General features: G+C 50.3%; 24 protein-coding genes, 1 other RNA gene and 1 pseudogene. 16 read left to right on the top strand and 10 right to left on the bottom strand.

Translation table 11 applies throughout. The features are described from left to right. Window positions 1-2: 2 nt before the first annotated feature. Window positions 3-611, top strand: coding sequence for a ZrgA family zinc uptake protein (locus EYB30_RS11085; RefSeq protein WP_166838974.1), 609 nt, complete (start codon window positions 3-5; stop codon window positions 609-611). A gap of 36 nt (window positions 612-647) precedes the next feature. Here the strand turns inward: EYB30_RS11085 and EYB30_RS11080 are convergent, their stop codons facing one another. Continuing rightward, a complete protein-coding gene (locus tag EYB30_RS11080) occupies window positions 648-1,208 on the bottom strand; it encodes a DUF3299 domain-containing protein (protein WP_166838973.1) in 561 nt (186 codons plus the stop codon). A gap of 52 nt (window positions 1,209-1,260) precedes the next feature. Between EYB30_RS11080 and EYB30_RS11075 the strand changes: the two genes are divergently transcribed. Both EYB30_RS11075 and EYB30_RS11070 read left to right on the top strand, forming a co-directional pair. Then, entirely contained in the window at window positions 1,261-1,971 is a 711-nt protein-coding gene (locus EYB30_RS11075) for an ABC transporter ATP-binding protein (protein WP_206674624.1), read from the top strand. Further along, entirely contained in the window at window positions 1,965-3,221 is a 1,257-nt protein-coding gene (locus tag EYB30_RS11070) for an ABC transporter permease (RefSeq protein ID WP_166838972.1), read from the top strand. Before EYB30_RS11075 ends, EYB30_RS11070 begins: the two co-directional genes overlap by 7 nt. Here EYB30_RS11070 and EYB30_RS11065 read toward each other — a convergent pair. Next, window positions 3,208-4,578 carry an ATP-binding protein gene (locus tag EYB30_RS11065; RefSeq protein ID WP_166838971.1) on the bottom strand — a complete coding sequence of 457 codons (1,371 nt, stop codon included), beginning with the start codon at window positions 4,576-4,578 and terminating at the stop codon, window positions 3,208-3,210. The genes EYB30_RS11070 and EYB30_RS11065 overlap by 14 nt on opposite strands. 165 nt (window positions 4,579-4,743) lie before the next feature. On the opposite strand from EYB30_RS11065, the gene EYB30_RS11060 reads away from it, so the two are divergent. Beyond that, complete coding sequence (locus EYB30_RS11060) at window positions 4,744-5,244, top strand: DUF1543 domain-containing protein (RefSeq protein ID WP_166838970.1); 501 nt, start codon at window positions 4,744-4,746, stop codon at window positions 5,242-5,244. On the opposite strand, the gene EYB30_RS11055 is transcribed toward EYB30_RS11060, so the two are convergent. From EYB30_RS11055 to EYB30_RS11045, 3 genes are all read right to left on the bottom strand, one after another. After that, window positions 5,234-6,244 (bottom strand): metal-dependent hydrolase, encoded by a 1,011-nt coding sequence (locus EYB30_RS11055; RefSeq protein ID WP_166838969.1) that lies wholly within the window; start codon window positions 6,242-6,244, stop codon window positions 5,234-5,236. The genes EYB30_RS11060 and EYB30_RS11055 overlap by 11 nt on opposite strands. Before the next feature lie 17 nt (window positions 6,245-6,261). Next, a complete protein-coding gene (locus tag EYB30_RS11050; protein WP_166838968.1) occupies window positions 6,262-7,092 on the bottom strand; it encodes a PEP-CTERM/exosortase system-associated acyltransferase in 831 nt (276 codons plus the stop codon). A gap of 317 nt (window positions 7,093-7,409) precedes the next feature. After that, window positions 7,410-7,859 carry a MarR family winged helix-turn-helix transcriptional regulator gene (locus EYB30_RS11045; RefSeq protein WP_166838967.1) on the bottom strand — a complete coding sequence of 150 codons (450 nt, stop codon included), beginning with the start codon at window positions 7,857-7,859 and terminating at the stop codon, window positions 7,410-7,412. Between the two features lie 167 nt (window positions 7,860-8,026). Between EYB30_RS11045 and EYB30_RS11040 the strand changes: the two genes are divergently transcribed. Then, entirely contained in the window at window positions 8,027-8,443 is a 417-nt protein-coding gene (locus tag EYB30_RS11040) for an organic hydroperoxide resistance protein (protein ID WP_166838966.1), read from the top strand. Window positions 8,444-8,492: 49 nt separating this feature from the next. On the opposite strand, the gene ssrA is transcribed toward EYB30_RS11040, so the two are convergent. Together ssrA and smpB are read right to left on the bottom strand one after the other, a co-directional pair. Continuing rightward, window positions 8,493-8,854: a transfer-messenger RNA gene (gene ssrA / locus EYB30_RS11035) on the bottom strand. Between the two features lie 141 nt (window positions 8,855-8,995). Continuing rightward, window positions 8,996-9,478 (bottom strand): SsrA-binding protein SmpB, encoded by a 483-nt coding sequence (gene smpB / locus EYB30_RS11030; RefSeq protein ID WP_166838965.1) that lies wholly within the window; start codon window positions 9,476-9,478, stop codon window positions 8,996-8,998. 107 nt (window positions 9,479-9,585) lie between these two features. Here smpB and EYB30_RS11025 point away from each other — a divergent pair, with 107 nt between their 5' ends. Together EYB30_RS11025 and EYB30_RS11020 are read left to right on the top strand one after the other, a co-directional pair. Next, a complete protein-coding gene (locus EYB30_RS11025) occupies window positions 9,586-10,029 on the top strand; it encodes an SRPBCC family protein (RefSeq protein ID WP_166838964.1) in 444 nt (147 codons plus the stop codon). Then, a complete protein-coding gene (locus tag EYB30_RS11020; protein ID WP_166838963.1) occupies window positions 10,022-10,366 on the top strand; it encodes an RnfH family protein in 345 nt (114 codons plus the stop codon). Before EYB30_RS11025 ends, EYB30_RS11020 begins: the two co-directional genes overlap by 8 nt. A 43-nt stretch (window positions 10,367-10,409) precedes the next feature. Here the strand turns inward: EYB30_RS11020 and EYB30_RS11015 are convergent, their stop codons facing one another. The 3 genes from EYB30_RS11015 to nadK form a co-directional block, all read right to left on the bottom strand. Next, entirely contained in the window at window positions 10,410-10,760 is a 351-nt protein-coding gene (locus tag EYB30_RS11015; RefSeq protein ID WP_166838962.1) for an outer membrane protein assembly factor BamE, read from the bottom strand. Between the two features lie 67 nt (window positions 10,761-10,827). Next, complete coding sequence (recN, locus tag EYB30_RS11010; RefSeq protein ID WP_166838961.1) at window positions 10,828-12,501, bottom strand: DNA repair protein RecN; 1,674 nt, start codon at window positions 12,499-12,501, stop codon at window positions 10,828-10,830. A 96-nt stretch (window positions 12,502-12,597) separates the two neighbouring features. Continuing rightward, window positions 12,598-13,479 (bottom strand): NAD(+) kinase, encoded by an 882-nt coding sequence (nadK, locus tag EYB30_RS11005; protein WP_166838960.1) that lies wholly within the window; start codon window positions 13,477-13,479, stop codon window positions 12,598-12,600. 127 nt (window positions 13,480-13,606) lie between these two features. Between nadK and hrcA the strand changes: the two genes are divergently transcribed. The 9 genes and pseudogenes from hrcA (at window position 13,607) to EYB30_RS10960 (ending at window position 23,984) form a co-directional block, all read left to right on the top strand. Continuing rightward, complete coding sequence (hrcA, locus tag EYB30_RS11000) at window positions 13,607-14,638, top strand: heat-inducible transcriptional repressor HrcA (RefSeq protein ID WP_166838959.1); 1,032 nt, start codon at window positions 13,607-13,609, stop codon at window positions 14,636-14,638. Between the two features lie 30 nt (window positions 14,639-14,668). Then, window positions 14,669-15,241: a nucleotide exchange factor GrpE gene (grpE, locus tag EYB30_RS10995; RefSeq protein ID WP_166838958.1), complete on the top strand. Its 573-nt coding sequence runs from the start codon at window positions 14,669-14,671 to the stop codon at window positions 15,239-15,241. Window positions 15,242-15,421: 180 nt separating this feature from the next. Beyond that, the gene (locus EYB30_RS10990) at window positions 15,422-18,187 is read left to right on the top strand and encodes an FAD-binding and (Fe-S)-binding domain-containing protein (RefSeq protein ID WP_166838957.1); all 2,766 of its coding nucleotides are present in this window, start codon (window positions 15,422-15,424) and stop codon (window positions 18,185-18,187) included. 91 nt (window positions 18,188-18,278) lie between these two features. After that, window positions 18,279-19,094 (top strand): alpha/beta fold hydrolase, encoded by an 816-nt coding sequence (locus EYB30_RS10985; RefSeq protein ID WP_166838956.1) that lies wholly within the window; start codon window positions 18,279-18,281, stop codon window positions 19,092-19,094. Between the two features lie 62 nt (window positions 19,095-19,156). Continuing rightward, window positions 19,157-19,861: a nitrogen regulation protein NR(II) gene (locus tag EYB30_RS10980; protein WP_166838955.1), complete on the top strand. Its 705-nt coding sequence runs from the start codon at window positions 19,157-19,159 to the stop codon at window positions 19,859-19,861. 21 nt (window positions 19,862-19,882) lie between these two features. Further along, window positions 19,883-20,077 (top strand): annotated as a pseudogene (locus EYB30_RS18805) (sensor histidine kinase); the annotation flags it as partial. Between the two features lie 21 nt (window positions 20,078-20,098). Continuing rightward, window positions 20,099-20,581 carry a sensor histidine kinase gene (locus tag EYB30_RS10970; RefSeq protein WP_166838954.1) on the top strand — a complete coding sequence of 161 codons (483 nt, stop codon included), beginning with the start codon at window positions 20,099-20,101 and terminating at the stop codon, window positions 20,579-20,581. A gap of 97 nt (window positions 20,582-20,678) precedes the next feature. Continuing rightward, the gene (locus EYB30_RS10965) at window positions 20,679-23,582 is read left to right on the top strand and encodes an ATP-binding protein (RefSeq protein ID WP_166838953.1); all 2,904 of its coding nucleotides are present in this window, start codon (window positions 20,679-20,681) and stop codon (window positions 23,580-23,582) included. Window positions 23,583-23,600: 18 nt separating this feature from the next. After that, complete coding sequence (locus tag EYB30_RS10960) at window positions 23,601-23,984, top strand: response regulator (protein ID WP_166838952.1); 384 nt, start codon at window positions 23,601-23,603, stop codon at window positions 23,982-23,984. Window positions 23,985-24,002 lie beyond the last annotated feature (18 nt).

The following is a 24,002-nucleotide window of genomic DNA, read 5'->3' as shown; positions in this document are numbered from 1 at the left end:
TAATGAAGCTGTCATTAACAGGCTCGGTATTGCTGGCTCTTGGTCTGCTGGTACAGCCGGCACTGGCACAAGATAGTGCAGAGGCGCAAGTTAAGCCGGTGCATCGTCATGATCATGCAAGCGGTGCTCATGAACATGAGCATGAGCAGCATGACGAAGCAGAGGCTTTTGGTGCCCATGTACATGGGCATGCTATGTTAACTCTGGTGCTGGAGGGCAACGAAATGCAGCTGGCGTTTCAGTCTGCGGCGCAAAGTGTTGTTGGTTTTGAACACCAACCGCGCAGCGCCGAGCAGCAGCAGGAAGTGGCCGCAGCCATTACCGTTTTTAATAAAGGCGACTGGTTTAGCGTTAATGCCGATGCCAATTGTGAACTGGCAATGGCAGAGGCCAGTACCGATCTGAACCAGCCGCAGGCCAGTAAAGGCCATGCTGATTTTTATGCTAATTATCAGTTGTTGTGTCAGCGCCCGGCGCGGTTAACAGAGCTACAGCTGAATATTTTTCCGCTGTTACCGGCATTGCAGCAGGTGGATGTGCAGTGGATTATTAATGGTCAGCAGGGTGCAGCTAAGGCGTCGCTTAGCCACAGCACAGTACGTTTTCGGTAGTGTTAACACAAACGGCAGCCCAGGCTGCCGTTTTGCTTAATAAGTATATTCTTCTATGTTGTCGACTTTCAGGCTGTAGGCGGCCTGGCCTAAGTCATGTGTCATCACGTCAGTGGTTAAGGTGCCGCTGATCCAAAATGGTGAGTAAATCATGTCAGCTTTTAAGTTTTTTGCGCCACTGACAAAAATCATCTGATTTGGCGGCGGTGGCGGCACGTGAATACAGGCACCAAAATAGGGTACTAAAAAGAAACTGGTTACATTTTGCTCAGCGTCAAATTCTAATGGCACCACAAAGCCTGGCACCCGTACCTTGGTATTGTTGTATTTTTCTACCACTTTGGCTGAGCTCAAAATTTGTTGCCATTGCTGCGCCGCCGGATCGTCGCCCTGATAATTGTCGTCAAATGGTGAAGGCTGGCTATAGTCATGTTGTACTTCAGGCATTTGCTGCAGTAGCTTTAGATCTTCCTCCGGCATTAAGTCAGTCCATTCAATCGTTTTTACTTCGCTGGCGCTTAGTGCGGCAGAAAAACACAGTGCTGACACTGTTGCGACCAGTGTCGAAGATAACGCAACAGATAACGTCCGTAGCATTGGAGCTCGCTCCTCTAAGTTGGCATAATGACAAAAACGCCATCATCATAACATGACACTGAGAGTACCTGTGACCGACAAGCCGAAAATTCCAGCCATTGAACTCAAACAACTGCGGTTTTTTTATCAGCCCGGCAGTTGGCAGTTGTACATACCAGAACTGGTGTTAAGCCGCGGCGCGCACTTATTTGTTCGTGGAGCCTCTGGTAGCGGCAAAACCACCTTACTGAATTTACTCAGTGGCATTACCCGGCCAGTCAGTGGTGAGCTGTATATTAATGGCCAGGCGTTGCATCAGCTAAGTAGCAGTGCGCGTGATAGTTTACGCGCCAGGCAAATTGGTGTGGTGTTTCAGCAGCTGAACCTGATCCCCTATTTGTCGGTGCTGGACAATGCCCTGCTAAGTAGCCATTTTGCCGGTCAATCCCGTTCTGCTTCTGTTGAGCGGGCAAGGCAGTTGCTGTGCCGGCTGGGCCTGGCAGAACATTTACATTGGCAAACAGCCGCGACGCTTAGCGTGGGGCAGCAGCAACGGGTAGCCATTGCCCGGGCGTTGCTACCCAAACCGGCACTGCTAATCGCCGATGAGCCCACGTCGGCGCTGGACAGCGATAACCGCGATGCCTTTATGCGCGTACTGCTGGCAGAAGCGGATGCAACCGGCTGTACGGTGATTTTTGTCAGTCATGACCAAAGCCTGAAACAGTATTTTCAGCTGCAGCTGGACATGCAGCAGTTAGCCCAAGGAGTACAGCCATGCTGATGAAACTGGCCCGTTTAAGCTTATGGAACCGCCGTGGCACTGTGCTAATGACCTGGTTGTCACTTACCATCAGCATTGCCTTGCTGTTGGGCATTGATCATTTGCGCACGGAGGCAAAAAACAGCTTTACCAGCACGGTATCCGGCACCGATTTAATCGTTGGGGCCCGCTCTGGCCAATTGAATTTATTATTGTACTCGGTGTTTCGCATTGGTAACGCCACTGCCAATATCAGCTGGCCAAGCTACCAGCGCATTATTAAACATCCGCAAATTGCCTGGAGTATTCCGATAGCGCTGGGAGACTCACACCGTGGCTACCGGGTAATGGGCACCAACACCGACTATTTTAGTCATTATCGCTACGCCAACAGCCAGAGGCTGACGTTGGCGCAGGGGCAGCCGTTTAACGGCGTATTTGAAGCCGTGCTGGGGGCTGAGGTGGCGCTTAAGCTGGGCTATCAGCTAAACGAGCAAATAACCTTGTCGCATGGCGTTGGCGCCGTGAGTTTTAGCCAGCATAAAGATAAACCTTTTACGGTAGTTGGTATTCTGGCCCGTACCGGCACGCCGGTTGACCAAACCGTGCATGTCAGCCTGGAAGCGATTGAAGCCATTCATCTGGATTGGCAACAGGGCGCGCCGATACCCGGCCGTCAATTAAGTGCTGAGCAGGCGTTAGCGCAGGATTTAACGCCAAAATCGATCACCGCCTTTATGCTGGGGCTAAACTCTAGAATGGCGACGTTTACCGTACAGCGGCAAATCAATGCCTATAAAAACGAGCCGCTAACGGCGATTTTGCCCGGTGTCGCCTTAGCAGAACTGTGGCAGATGCTGGGCATGGTAGAAAATCTGTTATTGCTGATCAGCTTGCTGGTGCTGCTGGCCGCGCTGGTGGGCATGATCACTACCATACTGGCATCGATGAAAGAGCGTCAGCGCGAGATGGCCATTTTACGCGCCGCCGGCGCCCACCCGTGGTATTTGTTTGTGCTGATCCAGTTGGAGGTGTTGTTGATCACCTTGCTGTCCATGTTATCGGCGGCGGCGGTGCTGTGGTTGGCATTGTTTGCGCTGCAGGACACGCTGGCCGCTGAGTTTGGCCTGTTTATTGGTTTAAATATTATTAAGCTGACCAGCGTCTATTGGGCGGCTGCAGTGCTGTTGCTGGCTGCCTTGCTGGCAACACTGCCGGCGCTGCTGGCGTATCGCAGAGCGCTATCTGATGGCCTGGCTATCCGCTTGTAGTATTAAGTGTTATCGGGCACTGCAGGCTGACCACACAACCCGGCGTGCCATTTTGCAGTGTGAGCTCCCCCTGCAGCAGGTGTGTGACCAGGTTAAACACCAACGTCAGGCCAAGGCCCTTGGCACCCTGACTGCGGCGGGAGGTAAAAAAAGGTTCAAAGGCTCGGGTCAGCTCATCCTGGCTCATGCCGCGGCCATTATCGGCTACCTCAAGTTGCCAACTGTAAGCGGTCTGGCTAGCGCGGATCTGTATCTGGCGGTTGCTCTGGCCATTAAAAGCGTGCTGGCAGGCATTTTCAATTAAGCGGCTGAGCACTGTCGCCAGTGGGCTGGCGAAGCTTTGCACCGACAAGCCTGCGGGTATAGCAAGCTGCACTGTGACCTGATGTTGTTTTAGTAAAGACTCAACGCTGCTAACCACTTTAGCAATAAACTGTTCCAGCTCTAGCCATTCAGGCTGTTGGTCGTTGCCCTGTGCTGCGGTTTGTTTAAAGCTGTTTACCAAATCAACTGCACGTTGCAGGTTGGTATTGACCATCGCAATGCTGTTTTTTATCGCTGCGCCATGTTGGCTAAAATGTTCCCGGGTTAACTGCCCAGCCTGAAACAGCTGTTCCAGCTGTAGCAAGGTGGCTTCGGCATGGCTGGTCGCGGTTACCGCCACACCCAGCGGGGTATTTATCTCATGAGCCATACCCGCGACGAGCCGGCCAAGGCTGGCCATTTTTTCCACCTCAATCAGCCGGTGCTGCGTTTGTTGCAACTGCTCCAGCGACTGGGTTAACTCTTGGGTGCGCTGGCTGATGATTTGCTCCAGCCCACTGTTCAGTTGCTCCAGCTCTGATTGATAACGCATGCGCTCTGACGCACTGAGCGCCCGGCCATAAATATCGGCCAGAAAACCGGCAAACACGATTTCATCGGTGTGCCACTGCTTGGGCTGCCGATGCTCAATACAGATAATGCCGACCATCAGGCCGTGATGCCGGATTGGTGTGTCGAGCATTGAGCAGATCCTAAGCGGTGACAGGTAAACCTGAGAAAATTCGTTCGTGTGCGGGTGGGTATGGGCGTCAGCAGCAACAATATTACGCTGTTGATCCAACGCCTGAAAATAGTCGGGAAAATCGCTGCGTTTAAGGCTGATATCCGGCTCGGACAGCACTGTGCCATCAAGCAGATACAGGCAATGTATTAACTGGTGATCATCAGATAAATGCCAAACACTGGCTCTGTCGACGGCTAAACCCTCGGTAATGCCTTGCAGAATAAGGGTGTTAGCTGATGATAAGTCGCCTTTATCAATATCAGGATTACGACTTATCCGGTTCAGAATGTGCTGTAACTTCGTTCGCATTACTACGCAGTTAACCCCGGTTCAACTGATCTGCACGGCTAACCGCCGCCCGCATGACAAAAATAATGTATAGCATCTTTACGGCAAGTGCGCTAATTTGCACGAAATTTTTACATTGTACTGTTGCCGGCAGCAGTGCCGGCAGTAGCTTTTATGGAGAACACTATGCAGTTATTTCTGGTTTATCTTGGTGGCACGGCACCAGGTGCAAGTATTGAATTGCACGATGTACGCTTTGTCGCAGCGCAGCAGATAGAGGATTGCCATGCGTTGTTGTGTCAGCAATGGTTCGGCACAGTTAAAGGTCTGCATATCGATAGCTATATGCAGGTGCAGCATATTGATGGTTATGCCGTAACGTTACAGGATACGCCGCAGCAAAGTAGCAACAAGTTGTTTTTTGTGAATTTTGGCGGTTATCTGCCAGACAAAATCGCCGAGCAGCATGATTTTATGCTCTGTGTCGCCAGTTCTGCGCAGGACGCCAAAGCCAAAGCAAAGCAGTTACTGCTACCTGATGCTGATAGCCGGCATAAAGACGATTTACTGCAACTGGATGACTGTTTTGCCGTCGAGCAGTTGCAGGGGCTGTATATTCATCTGACACCGTCGGGCCAGAGCCAGCCGATGCGACCAGACTGGTCAGGTTATCAGGTTATTGGCTGATATCACTCAGATAAGGTGACATCAGTGGTTGCCCTTGCAGCCGCTGCCAAAGCCAGGGTAAGGCGATAGCCATATCGCGGCGCATCGGCAGTTGCTGTATTGATTGGTTGTCGCTGGGGTCAATGACAAACTGAAACGCATAGCTGCCTTCCTGGCCCATACGTAAATCGGTCAGTAGTAATTGCTCGCCCTGTTGCTGTAGCGAGTAATACCCGCGGCTAAACCAGGCCAGCTGTTGTACCGGTTTTAAGTTGGCATAACGCTGCTTTAGGTTGTTATCCCGGACAATGTGGTAAAAGCTAATCTGTTGTGACTCATCCAGCAGGGAGTAAAAGCCTTCAGCATAGCCGTTGTCAGTCATTACAACGATACGCCACAGCACAGTGTTAAGCGGTGCCGGTGTCACCAGCAGCTGCTGATAATGCAGTTGTTGCTGCTGCAGGCTGCGTTGTGCAACCAGGCTAACCTGCCACTGTGCTATGACAGACCAGAGCAGGTATGCCGTGGACAACGCCAACGCCGTGTAATTAGCCGATAAGCCGTGCCGTTTGCCAAATAAATACCAGCCAAGCGCCAGTATTAGCGGCAGGGTGTACGCAGGGTCAATAATAAAGATACTGCCAACGGCAAAAGGCGTGTTGCTAAAGGGCAACGCAAACTGGGTGCCGTATATTGTCATGGCATCAATAAAGGTGTGGCTGACAAGCACCAGCCAGGTTGCCAGCAGCCAACGCCGGTAATACTGGCGCTGTTGGCAACATAGCGCAGCAAACCAGGCCAGCAGTGGTGAGGCCAGCGTTTGGTAAAACAAGGCGTGGCTTTCGGTGCGGTGCAGCACCATATTGCTGATGGCATCGCCATAGTCTATTACAACGTCTAAATCGGGTAGGGTGCCAAGTACAGCGCCGGCCAGGGCGACTTTAGCCCGGCTGCCCGGCGTGTTAGCCAACACCGCAACCGTGACTGAGGCGCCCAGTGTCAGCTGAGTCAGTGAATCCATAACGCGACTAGATAATCTTAATTTACACCCGCGATACCACAGTGGCGGGTAATATCGGTAGCAAACAGTTGCTCTGACAAAATATCCGTCAGCACTTTATATTCTTCGCCCAGCGTATTCAGTGTAGTGCGGGCATCAACATAAAAAGGCGCGCGTTTACCGTTAAAATCTACCACATCGCCAATCTGTACAAAATGAATACCAATCCGACGCAACACCCGCGCTAACGCTGGCTCGGCCATCACAAACACATGATACTTTTTATAGTGCAGGCACATTAGCATGGCCACCAGATACAACGAGATGGCAACCGCTTCACAGCAGCGGCTTTCCAGGGTATGCAGTAATGTATTAATGCTGCTGATATTTGAAGGTGCTGTGGCCAGTTTGCGTAGGCGGATCTCCGCCGGCACCGCCAGGCGTGATATTTCACAGATCTGCTGGCGGTCAAATTGCTGCGGCGTTAATGACGGATGCTGCAGGGCTGACGCGCAGTAGTGCTCTACCGGCAATAGCTCGCTGGCATGGCCCGACGTGATCAAACGTACTGTACCGGCCAGCTCTTGCGTGCTAAGCCGTGAAATCGCGCAATGAATTGCGCGCTGGTCAAATTGATCATGTTCCAGGCCGTTATCGCGGCCCGGTTCAAATTGCAACTCTTCGCAATATACCTGATGCCGAAGCCGAAACGTTTGCTGCTTTTGCGCGCTTGAATGAGCCAGGCTGGCCTGAAAAAAACGTGCAAAATGCTGCAACGGGCTGGACACAGGCTGTGCGATAAAAGGAGGTGTGACAGTTTGTACTGCATTATGCAAGGCATTATCCGCCACTGCAGCCAGAGAACTCATAAAGATGCCCCAAAAAAGTTAGTGTCTGCGCCCGACATGCTATTGTTTTTCGAACTTAATTTGCGCTTAATCGCGGCATCCGTGCGATTTAGTATGCTGACAATTCCGTTGCAGAGCCTCACAGCCGGATTTACTATGCAGATCATTATGCATAAGGTCAAATGTCAGTTTGGTTAATTTATGCTCAATAGCGGCAAATTTTAACTAAGGTTATGATTTAAAATAGGTAAAAAAATTTACATTTTAACTAATGTTATTAAATGTAATTCAGTTCAGGTTAAGCAGCGGTAACACCTGATTAAGCCATATCGGCGGAACTACCCTAAACTGCACTTCTCAAGTAATTGAATATCCTGCTGAACCTGCCGTGCTAAGGTGCGCAGCTGTATCATCCGTTCATCTGTTAGTGAAATCTGGCAGCGCAATGCCGTCATAACGCCAGACACCTGCTGCTCCAGCTGCTTACCGTGTGGGGTTAGCTGTACTTTTTTTACCCGCTCATCTTGTGCTGACGGCAGCCGTTTAAGCCAGCCTTTTTGCTCCAGCTTTTTAACCAGCGGGGTGAGAGTGCCCGAGTCGAACAAGGTTTTACTGCTCAGCTCTCCCAGGCTGATATCGTCTTGCTGCCACAGTGCCAGCAACACCACATATTGCGGATAGGTTAGATCAAACGGCTGCAGCAAGGGACGGTACAACCGCATCACAGCGTTAGATGCACTATACAGGGCAAAACAAACTTGTTCTTCCAGTGGCAGGGTTTTACTCATAATGGCGGCTTTAGGGCTTTTTGCGCAGTGTAGCAAATTTTTAGCGGCCGGATATAGCACCACCGGTTATAAGGCAGGTATTTAAATTATATGCAAGTATCTTGCATGCAAGATTAGTTGTGGATACTATGTCCGGGTCGTAAACACTAATTGAAAAGGGCAACAACATGGATATTCTTTACAAAGCAGTAGTAACATCAACCGGCGGCCGTGATGGTGCTGCCAAATCTAACGATGGCTTATTAGACGTTAAGCTGTCAGCACCGAAAGAGCTGGGCGGTGGCGGCGGTGCCACTAACCCCGAGCAGTTGTTCGCTGCCGGTTATTCGGCCTGCTTTATCGGCGCATTAAAGTTTGTCGCCGGCGCCGCCAAAGTCAGCCTGCCAGGTGACTTAAGCCTGCGCGCTGAGGTAGGTATTGGCAAGATTGAAGGCGGTTTTGGTCTGGACGTTGACTTATTTGTTAACCTGCCGGGCATGGATAAAGCCACTGCCGACGAGCTAGTCGCCAAGGCACATCAGGTATGTCCGTATTCAAACGCCACCCGCGGTAATATCGACGTACGCTTACACGTTAGCGTATAAACCAACCGCGTCAAAACAAAAGGCCAGCTTTCGCTGGCCTTGTGCTATTTGGTGGAGCTGGCGGGAGTTGAACCCGCGTCCGAAAAACCTACATCGTCGGTACTACATGCTTAGCACATTCATTTAGTTAACCCTATGAGCGCCGAATGGCAGGCTATCGTCGGGCGAGCCTGATTGGTTTTAACGTGTTGTCTCCAGGCGAAGACGCGACGCGATCCTGTTAGGGGTGATCTTCCAGAGTCTCAGCTTACAGGCATGCGTGAGGGGAAGAGCTATCTACTGCCTATTAAGCAGCGATTGCGTATGTTTCGTCGTTTGCGACTATTGGTTTGCGGTTTTTTATACGAGGCCTACCGCACCTCGGCATGCACCTAAGAGTTCGTGAATCCCGTCGAATCCAGAATCAGCCCCGAATTCTGTGGAAGTAACACTCACTTTCAGTGTTTGGCTATTGTACGCAGCCTGTTTGCTTTACACAAGCAGGCTTTGTGCTTTAGCCGTTTTCCTGTCGCTTAACTTAGATGGGGTTAAGCGACAAAAGTTTCAAGGGGGTTAGCGTTTATTATGTTTCATCATGCGCTCTTTCTCGCGTGACCAGTCGCGGTCTTTAATATCATCACGCTTATCAAAGCTTTTCTTACCCTTGGCTAAATGAAACTCCAGTTTTACCCAGCAGGCCTTCCAGTACATCGCTGTAGCCACTAGGGTGTAGCCATCGCGTTCTTTTAAGCCGATCAGTTTATTCAGCTCACGCTTGTGTAGCAGTAATTTGCGGCTGCGCTCCGGGTCACACACTACATGGCTGGACGCGCTTTTCAGCGGCTGGATCTGTGCGCCGAGTAAAAAGGCTTCGCCGTTATGTAAAATAACATAAGAGTCGGACAGGTTAACCTTGCCTTCGCGGATGCTTTTCAGCTCCCAGCCCTGCAGAGCCAGGCCGGCTTCGTAGCGGTCTTCTAAAAAGTACTCATGCCGCGCTTTTCTGTTTTGCGCTATGGTACCGTTTTTGTTCTTACTTGCTTGTTTTTTACTCATAATTCGTTGTTTGTCGCAGCTCTGTTTTTGGGTGTCAGCGATGGCTCAAGCCTTGTTGCAGCGCGTTATTCTGTTACAATCGGCGGCGAGTTTAAAGGGGAGAGAGTATGCCACAAATTGAACGCAGTGCGCTGGTTTTTTACAGTGCGCAGCAGATGTTTGACCTAGTCAACGCTGTGCCTGACTATCCACAATTTCTGCCTGGCTGCAGCTCTGCCCGTATTGTCAGCCAGTCTGAGCAAGAGATGGTGGCATCACTTACCGTTTCCAAGGCCGGCATTAGCCATAGTTTTACCACCCGCAATACACTTTACGCCAATCAGCGCATTGCCATGCAATTAGTGGATGGGCCTTTTAAACAGTTACAGGGTGGTTGGGAATTTGCGCCGCTAAGTGAGAATGCCTGTAAGGTGATCTTGAAACTGGAGTTTGAATTTTCCAGCAAACTTGTACAATTTGCCTTTGGTAAAATTTTTGCTGAATTGGCTGCCTCTATGGTGCAGGCTTTTACCCAACGCGCAAAACAGGTGTACGGAGAGCAACATGGCTGAACACATAACCGTTGAAGTGGCTTATGCTCTACCCGAGCGGCAAAGCCTGTTAACCTTATCGGTTAGCCGTCAGGCTACGGTGCAGCAGGTAATAGAGCAGTCCGGTATTTTGCAGCAGTTTAATGATATTGATCTGCAGGTACAAAAGGTCGGTATCTGGAGCCGGCCGGTTAAGTTGGATGACAGCGTAAAAGCCGGTGACAGAATAGAAATATACCGGCCGCTGATTGCCGATCCGAAAGATTTACGTCGCCGCCGCGCTGAAAAGGCGAAAGAAGAAGGCAGGGCAGATAAGGTAACCGGCGGCAGAGTGCACGACAGCAAAACCGCAGAATAAAAAAACCAGCCGTCGGGCTGGTTTTTTTACAGTGTGCAGACAGTTAAATATCCAGTGGTGTATTAAACTCGGCCGATTTATCAAAATCGCCTTTGATGTCCTGCAACTTGTTATCTTTAAATTCTACTACCAGCTGCTTTTCAAAGCTGTTGCCATTGCCGCCTTTTAGCGCATAAAAATAATGCCAGGTGTCGTTATCAAAGGCATTCGTGGCCACCGGGGTGCCCAGTACAAACTTTACCTGCTCTTTGGTCATGGCAATACGCAACTTATCTATGTCTTTTTGCTCAAGAAAGTTACCTTGCGGAATATCAATACGGTATACCCAGCTGCTGCAGGCGCTGATACTTGCCAGGCCAAGAGCTAATACTACTATTTTAATTACTGCTTTCATCTGTTGCTTCTGCTTTACCTGAATGGGCTCATCATACCCTATGACAAGCCTGCTGAAAAACCTTCTTTCAGACCAGCGGCGCACATAATAGTTCACGCGCGTTGGCCAGCGCACTGGCACTAATGTTTTCACCGGCCAGTAAACGGGCGATTTCACTGATACGCTGTTCATCATCCAGTTGGCGCATCCGGGTTTCGGTGGCCTGGCCATCGGTATATTTTTCCACAAACAGTTGCTGGTGGCCCTGGCTGGCCACTTGTGGCAAGTGGGTTACGCAAATAATCTGGGTTGCCTCGCCCAGCTGGCGTAGCAGGCGGCCTACGCCGGCGGCGACCGGGCCGCTGATACCGACGTCGACTTCATCGAAAATCAGGGTTGGTGTGGTAATTTTATCGGCCAGTATCACCTGTATTGCCAGGCTGATACGCGATAATTCGCCGCCGGAGGCCACTTTGTGCAGTGCTTGCAAGGGTTGGCCCGGGTTGGTGGATACCTGAAACTCAATGGCATCAATACCATTGGCACTGGCCTGAGCGGCGCTTAACTGGCTTAGCACTATGTCAAAGCGGGCATTGGCCATGCTGAGTTCGTGCATACTGCGGCTGATTTTATCACTTAATAACTTAGCCGCCTGTTGGCGCTGCTGGCTCAGTAAGTTAGCCTGCGCCATATAGTGCTGCTCGGCCTGCTGAATATCGTCAGCCAGTTGCAACAAGCGTTTATCGTCGCCGGTTAGCGCAGACAGCTGTGCGGCCAGTTGTTGATGCAACGCTGGCAGTTCTTCATAAGCGACCTGGTGTTTACGGCTTAAATTCAGCCATTGCCCCAGGCGTTCATCAATTTGCGCCAGGCGCTCCGGGTCCAGTTCAACTTTGTCTGCATAGCGGCGCAGTTCGCGGCTGGCTTCTTCGGTTTGTACCAGTGCATCCTGCAACATCTGGCTGATGTTATGCAGTGCGGGATCCAGAGTGCACAGTTGATCCAGCTGCGCGGCAGCAGCAGATAACGCCTGATAAATATTTTGCTGTTCATCATCATATAACAGTTGCAGGCACTGCTGGCTTTGGCTTAACAGGGTGTTGCCATGGCTTAAGCGGCTGTGTTCGGCTTCAAGCTGCGGATATTCGTTGTCCAGCGGGGCAAAGTTATCCAGCTCGGCGACCTGATATTCCAGTAACTGGCGCTGGGCATCACGTTGCTGCTGTGATTGCTCCAGTTCGCTGTATTCACGTTGCAGTTGCTGCCAGTTGCGCCAGGCTGTGCGTGTGCTGCCGAGCAAAGCGTTGTTGGCCGCGAAGGCATCGACTAACTGGCGCTGATAGTCCTGCTTTAACAGTTGCTGGTGTGCATGCTGGCCGTGAATGCTAAGTAAATGCTGGCCCAGGGCTTTAAGTTGCTGTGCCGGTACCTGAACACCATTAATATAGCCGCGCGAGCGGCCTTCGCTACTGACCACGCGGCGCACGATACATTCGTTACCCATCGCCAGATCCTGCTCTGCCAGCCATTGCTGAGCCGCAGTTAATTTGCTGATATCAAAGCTGGCCACAATATCGGCTTTGTCGGCGCCTGGGCGTACAACCCCGGCATCGGCCCGTTCACCTAGGCACAGTGACAAGGCATCTATGGCAATGGATTTACCGGCACCGGTTTCGCCGGTAATGGTAGACATACCGCCCGCCCAGTCGATTTCCAACGCACGGACGATAGCAAAGTTACTGATATGCAAATGACACAGCATAGAATGCTCCAAGCCTGAGAGAGGTTACTGTGAAAAATAACAGTGTTTATTTATACAGTAACTTTATACAGGAATTGGGCATTTAGCAAGCAGGGACTAATAAAGTTTGCTGCCCCAGCCCAGCTTATTGCGCAGCACATGAAAATAGCTGTAGCCGGGCGGATGCACCAGTCTAAGCGGGGTGGGGTGTTTACGGATATAAATGTCGTCGCCTGGCATAACCGCCAGTATTACGTGGCTGTCGCAACTGATCTGTAAGTGGGCATCATTAGTGCTGGCCACTTTCAGGCGGATTTCACTGTTGCCCGATACTACCAGCGGCCGGCTGCTTAACGTATGCGGAAACATTGGTACCAGCGTTACGGCGTCCAGATCCGGCGTTAAAATAGGGCCGCCGCCTGATAAAGAGTAAGCGGTAGAGCCGGTGGGGGTGCTAATGATTAAGCCGTCAGAGCGCTGGCTGTAGACAAATTCGTCATTGATATAGGCTTCAAACTCGATCATATGCGCCACTTTGTCGGCGTGCAGTACCGCCTCGTTTACCGCGCTGTTGCTGCTTTTAATGCTGCCATGGCGCTGCACGCTGATTTCCAGCAGGTTGCGCTTTTCGGTAACAAAATTTCCGGCCAGCACTTCGCTTAGCGGCTGCTGAAAACTCTCTGGCGCCAAATCTGTTAAAAAGCCTAAATTGCCGCGGTTTACGCCCAGCACGGCCACGTCAAAGCGTGCCAGCACCCGGGCGGCGCCAAGCATGTTGCCATCACCGCCAACCACAATGGCAAGGTCACATTTTTTGCCCAGCTCAACCAAGTCCAGCACTTCGACATCGGCCAGCGTCAGCGACTGCGCTACACGCTCTTCAATATAAACTTTCAGCCCTTGCTGTTGTAAAAAATGATACAAAGCAAGCAGGGTATTGTTGGCACCCTGATGGTGTGGTTTACCAATCAGGCCGACAGTGTGAAAAGCATGTGGCATAGCAGTTTCCTTACAAGGCATAACCGCAGTATAACGGCAGCACGCGCCGGACACTAGCGGCGAATTGTGCTTGAATTGACCGGCAATGCCCCCATATCCAAGCACAATGACAAACTGAGTAAGTCGAATGACGTTAACCCTGAGCAGACCTGAGCTGATATTAAAGTTGATTGTTGAGCAATATCTGCTGGACGGGCAACCGGTATCGTCGAAGTTGCTGGCAGACAATGCCCAGCTGGCGGTGAGTTCGGCAACGGTGCGCAATACCATGATGGCGCTGGAGCAACAGGGGCTGATCCGCTCACCGCACACCTCGGCTGGTCGCATTCCTACCACGGCCGGTATCCGGTTGTTTATCGACAAGATGCTGCAATTGCAGCCGCTAAGCAGTTTTTGGCAGAATGAACTGCAGCGCAAGCTGACGCCGCAGTTGCCGGTGTCACTGTTGTGTCAGCAGGCCGGGCAGTTGCTCACTAACCTGACGGGCTTTGTGGCTATTATCAGCGCACCTAAAGCCGATGGCCGTATTGTACGGCAAATTGATTTGGTGCGCCTGGCCAGTGACCGCTTGTTGCTGGTGGTGATTGATGAAGACGGTGATATTTTGCACCGGGTACTGCACTGCGAAAGTGCGATTGACGGTAATACCTTAAGTAAAGTGCTGTGTCTGCTAAATGCCGCCTTAGGTGGCGGAGGCCAGTGGCAGGACGGTATAGAACGTTTGGGCGCTGTGGTGCGCGGTGAAACCGGTTTATGTCAGCAACTGCTGCAAAAAGTGCTGGGACAGCTGAGCTTAGATGAACTGCAGCAGCACCAACCGCTGATTTACGGCCAGCACCAACTGCTGCTAACACCGGAATATCAGCAAAACCCGGCGCTGCAGCAAGTAATGCAAATGCTGGAGCAACCCGAGGGCCTGCTGCGTTTGTTACAGACCGTAACCCAGGATGAACAACCGAAATTATTGTTGGGTAAAGAGTCGGGCTTTATTGAACTGGCCAACGTCAGTCTGATAGTGCAGCGTTATCAGCAACAGCCGAAGCGCTTTATTGCTCTGCTCGGGCCACGGCGGATGAACTATGCCCGTTTAATTCCATTGGTGGAGGCCTGCGCCCGGCAGTTAAATTTAAACTTGAATCGGCGCCAGCCATCCCCATAATACACCTACTTAATTTGGGAGTAGTAACGCATGACAGAGCAACAACAGCCAACTGATAACAGCACTGAGCAAACTCAGGCCGCGAATGAACATGCCGACACGGTGGAGTTGTCGGGTGAGCAGGCAATTATCGCCAAACTGGAAGCCGAGCTGGCTGAAAGTAAAGCCCAACTGGCTGAGCAGCAGGATTTGATGCTGCGCATTAAAGCTGAATCTGAAAATGTGCGCCGTCGCGCCAGTATGGACGTAGAAAAGGCACACAAATTTGCGCTGGAAAAATTTGCCGGTGATTTGCTGCCTGTAGTCGATAACCTGGAGCGGGCACTGGGCTTTATTAACCGTGAAGACGAAGCGCTAAAGGGTGTCGTTGAAGGTGTAGAGCTGACACTGAAAAGCTTTCTGGATACGGTAGCAAAATTTGGTGTTAACCAGATTGATCCGCAAGGCCAGCCATTTAACCCCGAATTGCACCAGGCCATGAGCATTCAGCCTTCTGCTGATGTAGCGCCCAATACCGTCACCTTTGTAATGCAAAAAGGCTACGAGCTAAACGGTCGCTTATTACGTCCGGCGATGGTCGGCGTATCCAAAGCACCAGAGTAACAGTCTCAACTTCACTGATAGAGCCGGCGATATGCCGGCTTTTTTATTGGGGTTGAGGCTGTATTATTATGAATAATTTATACATTTTTTAGTTGGAAGCAATAAAACTTTATGCAAAGTGCGGCGCTATCCTTTATTATCGGTTAATCAGCTCATTACGCTTTGCTGCCAGAGGTTTGCATGCACCCGCAGTTTATTCAGGCCGTTAAACAGCTTATTCCGCCACAGCGTTATTTTGATGATCCGCTGCAAACCTTAGCTTTTGGCACTGATGCCAGCTTTTATCGTTTGTTGCCCAAGCTGGTACTGCGTATTGAAAGCGAAGCTGAAGTGGTGGCGCTGCTAAAGCTGGCCAATCAGTATAAAGTACCGCTAACCTTTCGTGCTGCCGGTACCAGTTTGTCCGGCCAGGCGGTAACCGATTCGGTGCTGCTGGTGCTGGGTGAAAACTGGCAGCAGCGCGACGTGCGTGGCTTAGGAGAGCAAATCCGGTTGCAGCCAGGCGTGATAGGTGCTGCGGCTAACAGTGTGCTGGCAAAGTTTCAGCGTAAAATCGGCCCTGATCCGGCGTCAATTAACAGCTGCAAAATCGGTGGCATCGTCGCCAATAACGCCAGCGGCATGTGCTGTGGCACCGCGCACAACAGCTTTAATACGCTGGCAGCGATGCGGCTGGTATTGTTTGACGGCACTGTGCTGGATACCGAAGACCCGAAAAGCGTGACGGCATTTCGACAAAGCCACGCACAATTGCTGGCAGAGCTCGAATTGCTGGGCGCACAAACCCGGGCCAACAGCGAACTTAGCGCTAAAATCCGCCATAAATACCGTTTAAAAAATACCACTGGCTTTTCCTTAAATGCCTTAACCGAATTTACTGATCCGATTGATATTCTTACGCATTTAATGGTGGGGTCGGAAGGTTGCCTCGGTTTTATCAGCGCCGTTACCTACAATACAGTGCCGGAATATCCGCATCGCGCCAGCAGCGTGCTGGTTTTTCCCAGTGTGGAAAGCTGCTGCCGTGCCGTAACGCTATTAAAACAGCAGCCGGTGTCGGCGGTTGAGCTGCTCGACCGGCGTAGCCTGCGCTCGGTTGAGCATAAAGCTGGTATGCCGGCCTGGGTAAAAAGCTTATCTGATAATGCCTGTGCGCTATTGATAGAAAGCAGCGCAATAACGGCCAGCCTGTTACAGCAACAGCTGACACAAATTTCAAATAGCCTGAGCGCCTTTGAGCTGGAGCAGCAGGTTGAATTTAGTAGCGACCCTGCGGTGTATAACCAGCTGTGGGCCATTCGCAAAGGTACCTTTCCGGCGGTAGGGGCGGTGCGTCAAACCGGCACGACAGTGATCATTGAAGATGTGACGTTCCCGCTGGCAAAACTGGCTGAAGGGGTGTCACGGCTGCAGCAACTATTTGATAAATATCACTATGATGAGGCGATTATTTTCGGCCATGCGCTGGAGGGCAACCTGCATTTTGTCTTTACCCAACGCTTTGACGACCCGGCACAGATAGCGCGCTATGACGCTTTTATGCAGGACGTAGCACAGCTGGTGGCAGTAGAGTTTGGTGGCTCGTTAAAAGCGGAGCATGGCACCGGGCGCAATATGGCACCCTTTGTCGAGCTGGAATGGGGCACTGAAGCCTATGCGTTAATGTGGCAAATTAAAAAGCTGCTTGACCCGCAGCATATTCTTAACCCTGAGGTGGTGCTAAGCCATAACCCGCAGCTGCACCTGCAAAACTTAAAACCCTTACCGGCAACTCACCCGCTGGTAGATAAATGTATTGAGTGCGGCTTTTGTGAGCCGGTATGCCCGTCGCGTAAGCTCACGCTAACACCGCGCCAACGCATAGTGGCGCAGCGTGAAATCTCGCATTTAACTGCTTCAGGTGATGATGCAAAGCGCTTAAAGCAACTCAGTGCAGCTTATCAGTATGCCGGTACCGACACCTGTGCCGCCTGTGGTATGTGCAGCACCGCCTGCCCGGTCGGCATTAACACCGGTGACTTAACCCGCCAGCTGCGCGCGGTGACTAACCGGCCATGGCAGGGAGTGGCTGCCTTTATCGCGCGGCATTTTTGTGTTGCTGCCGCTATCAGCCGTTTAGGTCTGGGTGTTGGCAACCTATTTGGTAGCGTGCTGCCGAGCTGGCATAGGGCTATGCCAACAGCGAATGTGGTTAAACTAACCACTCAGGATAATAAAGGTCTGACGCCTGTTATCTATCTGGCGTCTTGCTCTGGTCGGGTTATGGGGCCTGCGACCAACAGCAAAGATAAACGCAGTCTGGCAGAGGTAAGTGCCCACTTACTGGCCAAAGCTGGTTATCAGTTAATTATGCCAGAAGGCATTGCGCAGCAATGCTGTGGTATGCCGTTTCAATCTAAAGGCCAGTTTGCCGCCGCTGATTATAAACAGCGCGAGCTGGAACAGTGGCTGCTTAAGGTCAGTAATAACGGCGAGATAGCAATTTTTAGTGATACCAGCCCCTGCAGTTTAACGCTGCGTGGCAAGCTGGATCCGCGCTTGCGCATCTATGACAGCGTCGATTTTTTGCATGATAAGGTGCTGCCAAAATTAACCTTCACACCCGTTGCTGAGCCGGTGGCATTGCATATTACCTGCAGTGCCAGCCAGTTGGGTCAGGCCGATAAATTACAGCGACTAATAAGCGCTTGCACTAACGCGGTTGTGGTGCCAGAGGGCATTAGCTGCTGTGGCTTTGCCGGTGATAAAGGCTTTATGTTGCCCGAGCTTAACGCCTCGGCATTATCATCGTTAAAACCGCAGGTAAGTGCTTGCTCACAAGGCGTGTCGACCAGCCGCAGCTGTGAAATTGGCTTATCGCGCCACAGTGGTATTGAATATCAGCATCTGGTGTATTTGCTGGATAAACAAAGTGACCCGATTGGTGGCAAACAGGTACTGAAGTAGATATATTCAGATAGCCTGCATCTTAGTTGCAACCTTATGCTCCTTTGCTGTTACTTAAGGTTGCCCATATCTGCCCCTTCTGGAGTGCATTATGAATGTCTTGCAAAGAAACAATGTAAAAATCACTGGTTCAAAGAGCGAGCCCATCATTATGTATGCCCATGGCTTTGGCTGTAGCCAGGCCATGTGGGCCGCAGTTACCCCAGCCTTTGAGCATTGCAGCAGGCAAGTGTTGTTTGATTTTGTTGGAAGTGGTCAGTCAGATATCAGCCAGTACAGTTTTTCGCGTTACGCCGACCTTAATGGCTATGCTGACGATATACTTGAAATTTGCGATGCGCTGGAACTCTCTGGCGATATTATTTTTGTTGGGCATTCAGTCAGTTGCAGCATTGGCATTCTTGCCGCTAACCGCAGGCCAGGGTTGTTTAAGTCAATGATTTTACTTGGCCCATCGCCGTGCTTTTTAAATATGCCTCCTGATTACGCCGGCGGATTTGAGCAAGAAGATTTAGCCGGTTTGATTGAACTGATGGACCAAAACTATCTTGGTTGGGCCAACTATCTGGCACCGGTTGTTGCTGGCGCTGGCACAGATCCTGTTATTGCTGGCCAGCTTTCCGACAGCTTTTGTTCTACCGATCCCGTTATAACCAGGCACTTTGCACAAGCTACTTTTTTTGCTGATAACAGAGCTGACTTTGCAAAGCTTTCAGTGCCAGCATTGATATTACAGCACAAAGAGGATGCCCTGGCATCAGTTGCCGTGGGGCAGTTTGTGCACCAGCAAATCAAAAACAGTCAATTTGTTATCCTTGACGTGGCAGGGCATGCTGCGCATATGAGCCATCCGGCGTTAGTGATTGACGCTATGCAACACTTTTTGCAGCAGGAATTACACTGTTGAACCACCTGGCTGAACTGGATGCGTTACCTTGCGCGGTAATAGTGACAGGTCCCGGCGGGGCCATGTTGTTTATTAATCAATGGGCGCAAACGGCGTTTGGTTTAACAGCAGCGGCGCTGCCTGACCGGCTGGATCAGCTTCTGCCCCGTGCCGGGCAGATTTTTTTGCAAACGCACATTTTGCCCATGCTACGTAACGAAGGTGTGGTTAAAGAAATTTATCTGCAAGTAAAAGGAGCAGCTGCATTACAAATTCCAATGTTGCTAAATGCCCAGCAAGGTATGTTTGGTGATAAGGCTTGCTACCGTTGGGTGTTGTTGCCGGCAAAGCACAGAGCCGAATTTGAACAGCAGTTATTGAAAAACCGGCAGCAAATGCAGGAGTTTGCCAGAGCTGCCGAGTCTGATCGGAAAATTCTGCAAACGGTACTGGATGGCGTAAAAGATGTCGGCATTTTGGCGCTGTCTGCGGGGGGCAGTATTGAATTTGCCAATATTGGCGCTGAGTTAATTTTTGGTGCAGAAGCGCAGGCGCTCACTAAAAGCCGGATAACGGACTGGTTAAGTTTACCCGATGACATACTTCACACCTTATCATTAACTGCAGAGTCTAATGGCAATCAGCTTAGTGCCGTGCAGTACGATATTGAAACAGAGCTACAACAAAATGATGGTCGTCATATTGCAGTGCAACTGCAGTTAAGGCGCTTGGCACCACAGCAAACACTAAAATCGCTCAGTTATATTGTTATCGTCACGGATATTTAGCAGCGTAAGCAATATCAGGCGCTGCAGGATAACTTTATTGCCAATATCAGCCATGAGCTCAGAACGCCGCTGACATCGATTCTTGGCGCGCTTAAGCTGTTAAAAATTGATAAAAACACCATCTTTACGGCGCAGAGCCAAAAACTGCTCGACCTTACTGTAAAAAATGCCGACAGGTTACAGCAGCTGATTATCGATATTTTAGATTTCTCAAAACTGACTGCCGGTAAAGTGTCTGTGCAGTTACAGACCAAATCTTTAGTTGGCTTGTTACAACAGGCAATCGATGAGCAGTTGTATTACCTGCCGGAAAAACAGATACAAATAGTGTTGGAGCTGCCCGTGCCTGATGTGCTGGTGAAGACAGACGCCGGCCGTTTTTTGCAAATTATGTCTAATTTACTGTCAAACGCGAAAAAGTTTTCCCCTGCCAACAGCGAAATAAAAATAGAGACTGAAATCCTGGCTGGCTTTGCCAAAGTCAGTATTGCCGATCAAGGGCCAGGTATAGCTGACAGTTTTATTCCATTACTGTTCAGCCAATTTCGCCAGCAGGATGACAGTATAAGCCGCGAATATGGGGGCACAGGGCTGGGTTTGTCTATTTGTAAACAGCTGACAGAGTTAATGGGTGGTGATATTGGCTATCAAAAGAGTGAAGACGGCGGTGCGACATTTTGGTTTACCACTGTGTTGGCAGTGTTCAAAAATGAGGGCTGACGTAACTTTTCCTGTAAAAATGATTATCTCGCAGCACACTTGCAATTCAATATCGGCTGGTCAATGCTGAGACAACGTCACCAGGTTGATTAATGTAATGATTAATAAAATAAAGCAGCGCTATTTCTCGAACACTAACCTTTATCTGTTGGTTACAGGCGCCGTGCTGTTGGTTATGCTGCTGTCGGCCTGGTATATCATGCAGCAACGCCAGCAGAGCTTTGACACGCGGCTAAGCCACTTACATCAGTTGCAATTAAACCAGTTAGCACAAGTAAATTATGATGCCAGGCAGCAGGTGATGATAGCGGCGCAGCTTGTGGCATCTGATCAGCACGTAAAACAATTACTGCTGGCGGCGGCTGAGCGCTATCGTGCAAACGAACCGGCAACGAGGCTTGATACGCTACGACAACAGGCTTTACCGCTAATAAACCATTACTGGCAAACTTTACTGCCTTATGCTGCCAGTCAGTTGCATTTGCATTTGGCACCTGATGCCTACACCTTTTTACGCGCGCATCGGCCAGAGCGCCACAGCGACCGGCTGGCAGATTTACGCCCTATAGTAATGCACAGCCTTAACAGCGGTAAAAATGCTGTCGGTCTTGAACTTGGCAAGCATGGTTTGGGGCTGCGCGCTGTTGTGCCGCTAACCGACCCGCAGGGCTTAGTGCAGGGCGCTGTTGAGCTGGGCGTAGATTTACAAAAAGTATTTCAACAGGTTCAAACCGGTTTGGCAGCCGGCGACAGTGAAAACGATTCAGCTGAGATGTCGATGGCATTGCTGGTGGCATCTGATATCACGTCTGTGCTGAATAAAGACATGCAGCAAAACTGGTATCAAAGTGAAGGCTGGAGCACAGCTGAATCATCTGAGCTGTTGCGCTACTGGCTTGACACCAATGCCTTGCCTTACCAGCTAACCCAAAAGCAGCAGTTGCTGCTTAATTACGATGGCAGAGAATATTTAGTCTCGCTGCTGCCAATGCAGGTTTGGGGTGAAGACCAGGCCGAGGCCCGCTTACTTAGCGTAAGCTGGCAGGATGTTACAGCGCAAATTAATACCCAGCAAAAAGCGAACAAACTTATTTGGCTAATTTGGTTTGCCGCAACCTTATTGTTGCTGGCGCTGGGGGTGTTATTAGTCTCGTACCTGCGCCGCCAGGCACTGTATGAGATAGCAGATCAGCAAGCCTTACTGCGACAATCAGAGCAAAAACTGTCGGCGCTGTATCAGTTGTCGCCGCTGCCTATTTTATTAAACCGTTTTAGTGATGGGGCTTATATTGAAGCAAACCCCGCCATGGAGCAGCTGGTGGGGTATACACCAGAGGAGTTAAAACAGCTTAGTTATTGGGATTTAACCCCGGAATGTTATGCCGATGCAGAGCAACAGCAGCTAAAAGCACTTACAGAGACCGGCCGCTACGGTCCTTATGTTAAGCAATACCGTCATAAAAATGGTGACTTGATAGACATAGAACTGAATGGTGTGCTGTTTAGTGATGCCGGGGACGAAAAGTTTATCTGGACCATTATTAAGGATATCCGCGAAGTTAAACGGATAGAAAAACTCAAAGATGACTTTGTCTCTACTGTGAGCCATGAGCTCAGAACACCATTAACTTCAATCAGTGGCTCACTCGGTTTGGTACTTGGTGGTGCCGGTGGTGCGCTTAGCCCAAAAGCGGAGAAATTGCTTAGTATTGCCCACAAAAACAGCCAGCGTTTAAATCTGCTGATTAACGATCTGTTGGATATTGAAAAACTAATGGCAGGTAAAATGCGCTTTGATGAAGTCGCGGTAGCTTTACCACGCCTTTTGCAAGAGGCGCTGGAGCAGCATCAGCCCTTCGCAGAGCAGCATAACGTTAGGTTAACTTTACAAACGGTGCCTGATGTTCAGTTATGGATAGACACTGCCCGTATTCAGCAGGTGTTGGCAAACTTTTTATCTAACGCAGTAAAATTTTCCCCCTCTGGCGCTGAAGTGATACTAAGCGCCGAGCTGCAAGGACAAAAAGTGAGAATATCGGTACGGGATGAGGGGCCTGGTATTGCCGTAGCCGACCAGTCGCAGCTGTTCAAACGATTTTCCCAGCTTGATCACGCTGATAACAAAGCTAAAGGTGGTACTGGCCTTGGTCTTGCTATAAGTCGCGAAATTGCGCTGCATTCAGGTGGTGAAGTTGGTGTCAATTCAGCTATCGGCCAGGGGGCCACATTCTGGCTGGAACTGCCGTTGTATCAGCCTGAAATACAAGTAGTAAAAGGTGATGCCGTGCTGGTGTTAGAGGATGATGCTGACACAGCACACCTATTGTGTGAGTTTTTGCGTGCCGAACATTATGCGCCAGACTGGGCCGGAGATACTACAACGGCCTGGCAAAAGCTGCGCTGTGGCCACTATGTCGCTATGACATTGGATTTGAAGCTACAAGACGATAGTGGCGCCGATTTCTTTCTGCGTTTACGTGACGCCCCCTTAACCGCCAATTTACCCGTGCTGGTGATTTCGGCTTTTGTCGAGCATGGCAAATTACAGTTAGCAGCGCTGGCCCACGCACTCGACTGGCTGGAAAAGCCGGTTACCCCAGAATTGCTCAGTGTTAAGCTGGGGCAGCTATTAAGCCAGTTGCCAACATCAAATCGCTATCAACGCATTTTACATATTGAAGATGATCAGGATATTGTCACTATTATGCGCATGCAGCTGGAAAATCTGTGCGATTATCAGGCGGTAGCATCACTGGCACAGACAAAAAAAATACTACAACAGCAAAGGTTCGATTTAATTTTACTGGATTTGGGGCTACCCGATGGCAATGGTATCGATGTGTTGCCTGATATAGCAGCTACTCAGGGCGATATTCCGGTAGTGATTTTTTCCGCGCAAGATCTCAGTCCGGAAAATAAAGCCAAAGTGCGGGCGGTATACAGTAAAAGCCGTATTAATACTGAAGTACTGGCAAAGTATTTAAAAAATATTCTTAATTAAGCATAGAAGAGGCTGCATATGGCGCTTGAACGGGTAATGCATGTAGAAGATGATGAGTCGATCCGCGCGGTGGCAGAAATTGCGCTTACCGATGTCGCCGGTTTTACCTTGCTAAGTTGTGAAAGTGGCCAGAGCGCACTGGCGCAGGCTGAGGCATTTGCGCCGCAGCTTATTTTGCTTGATGTAATGATGCCGCAAATGGATGGTTTGCAAACCTTGGCAGCGCTTCGGCAAATTCCGGCATTAGCAAAAACACCGGTTGTATTTATGACGGCAAAAATCCAACAAGCTGAAAAGCAGCGTTACTTAGATGCTGGTGCGGTAGGCATCATTGAAAAACCGTTTGAGCCGATGGAGCTTGGCGACACTTTAAGCCAACTGTATCAACAGCATAGTGTTTAACGAACCGCCGGTTAAAGG

The organism is Rheinheimera pleomorphica, from assembly GCF_011634895.1.
In the GTDB taxonomy this organism is placed as follows: domain Bacteria; phylum Pseudomonadota; class Gammaproteobacteria; order Enterobacterales; family Alteromonadaceae; genus Alishewanella; species Alishewanella pleomorphica.
Note: the sequence above shows the minus strand (reverse complement) of the source record. Positions and strands in the feature narration are given on the sequence as shown.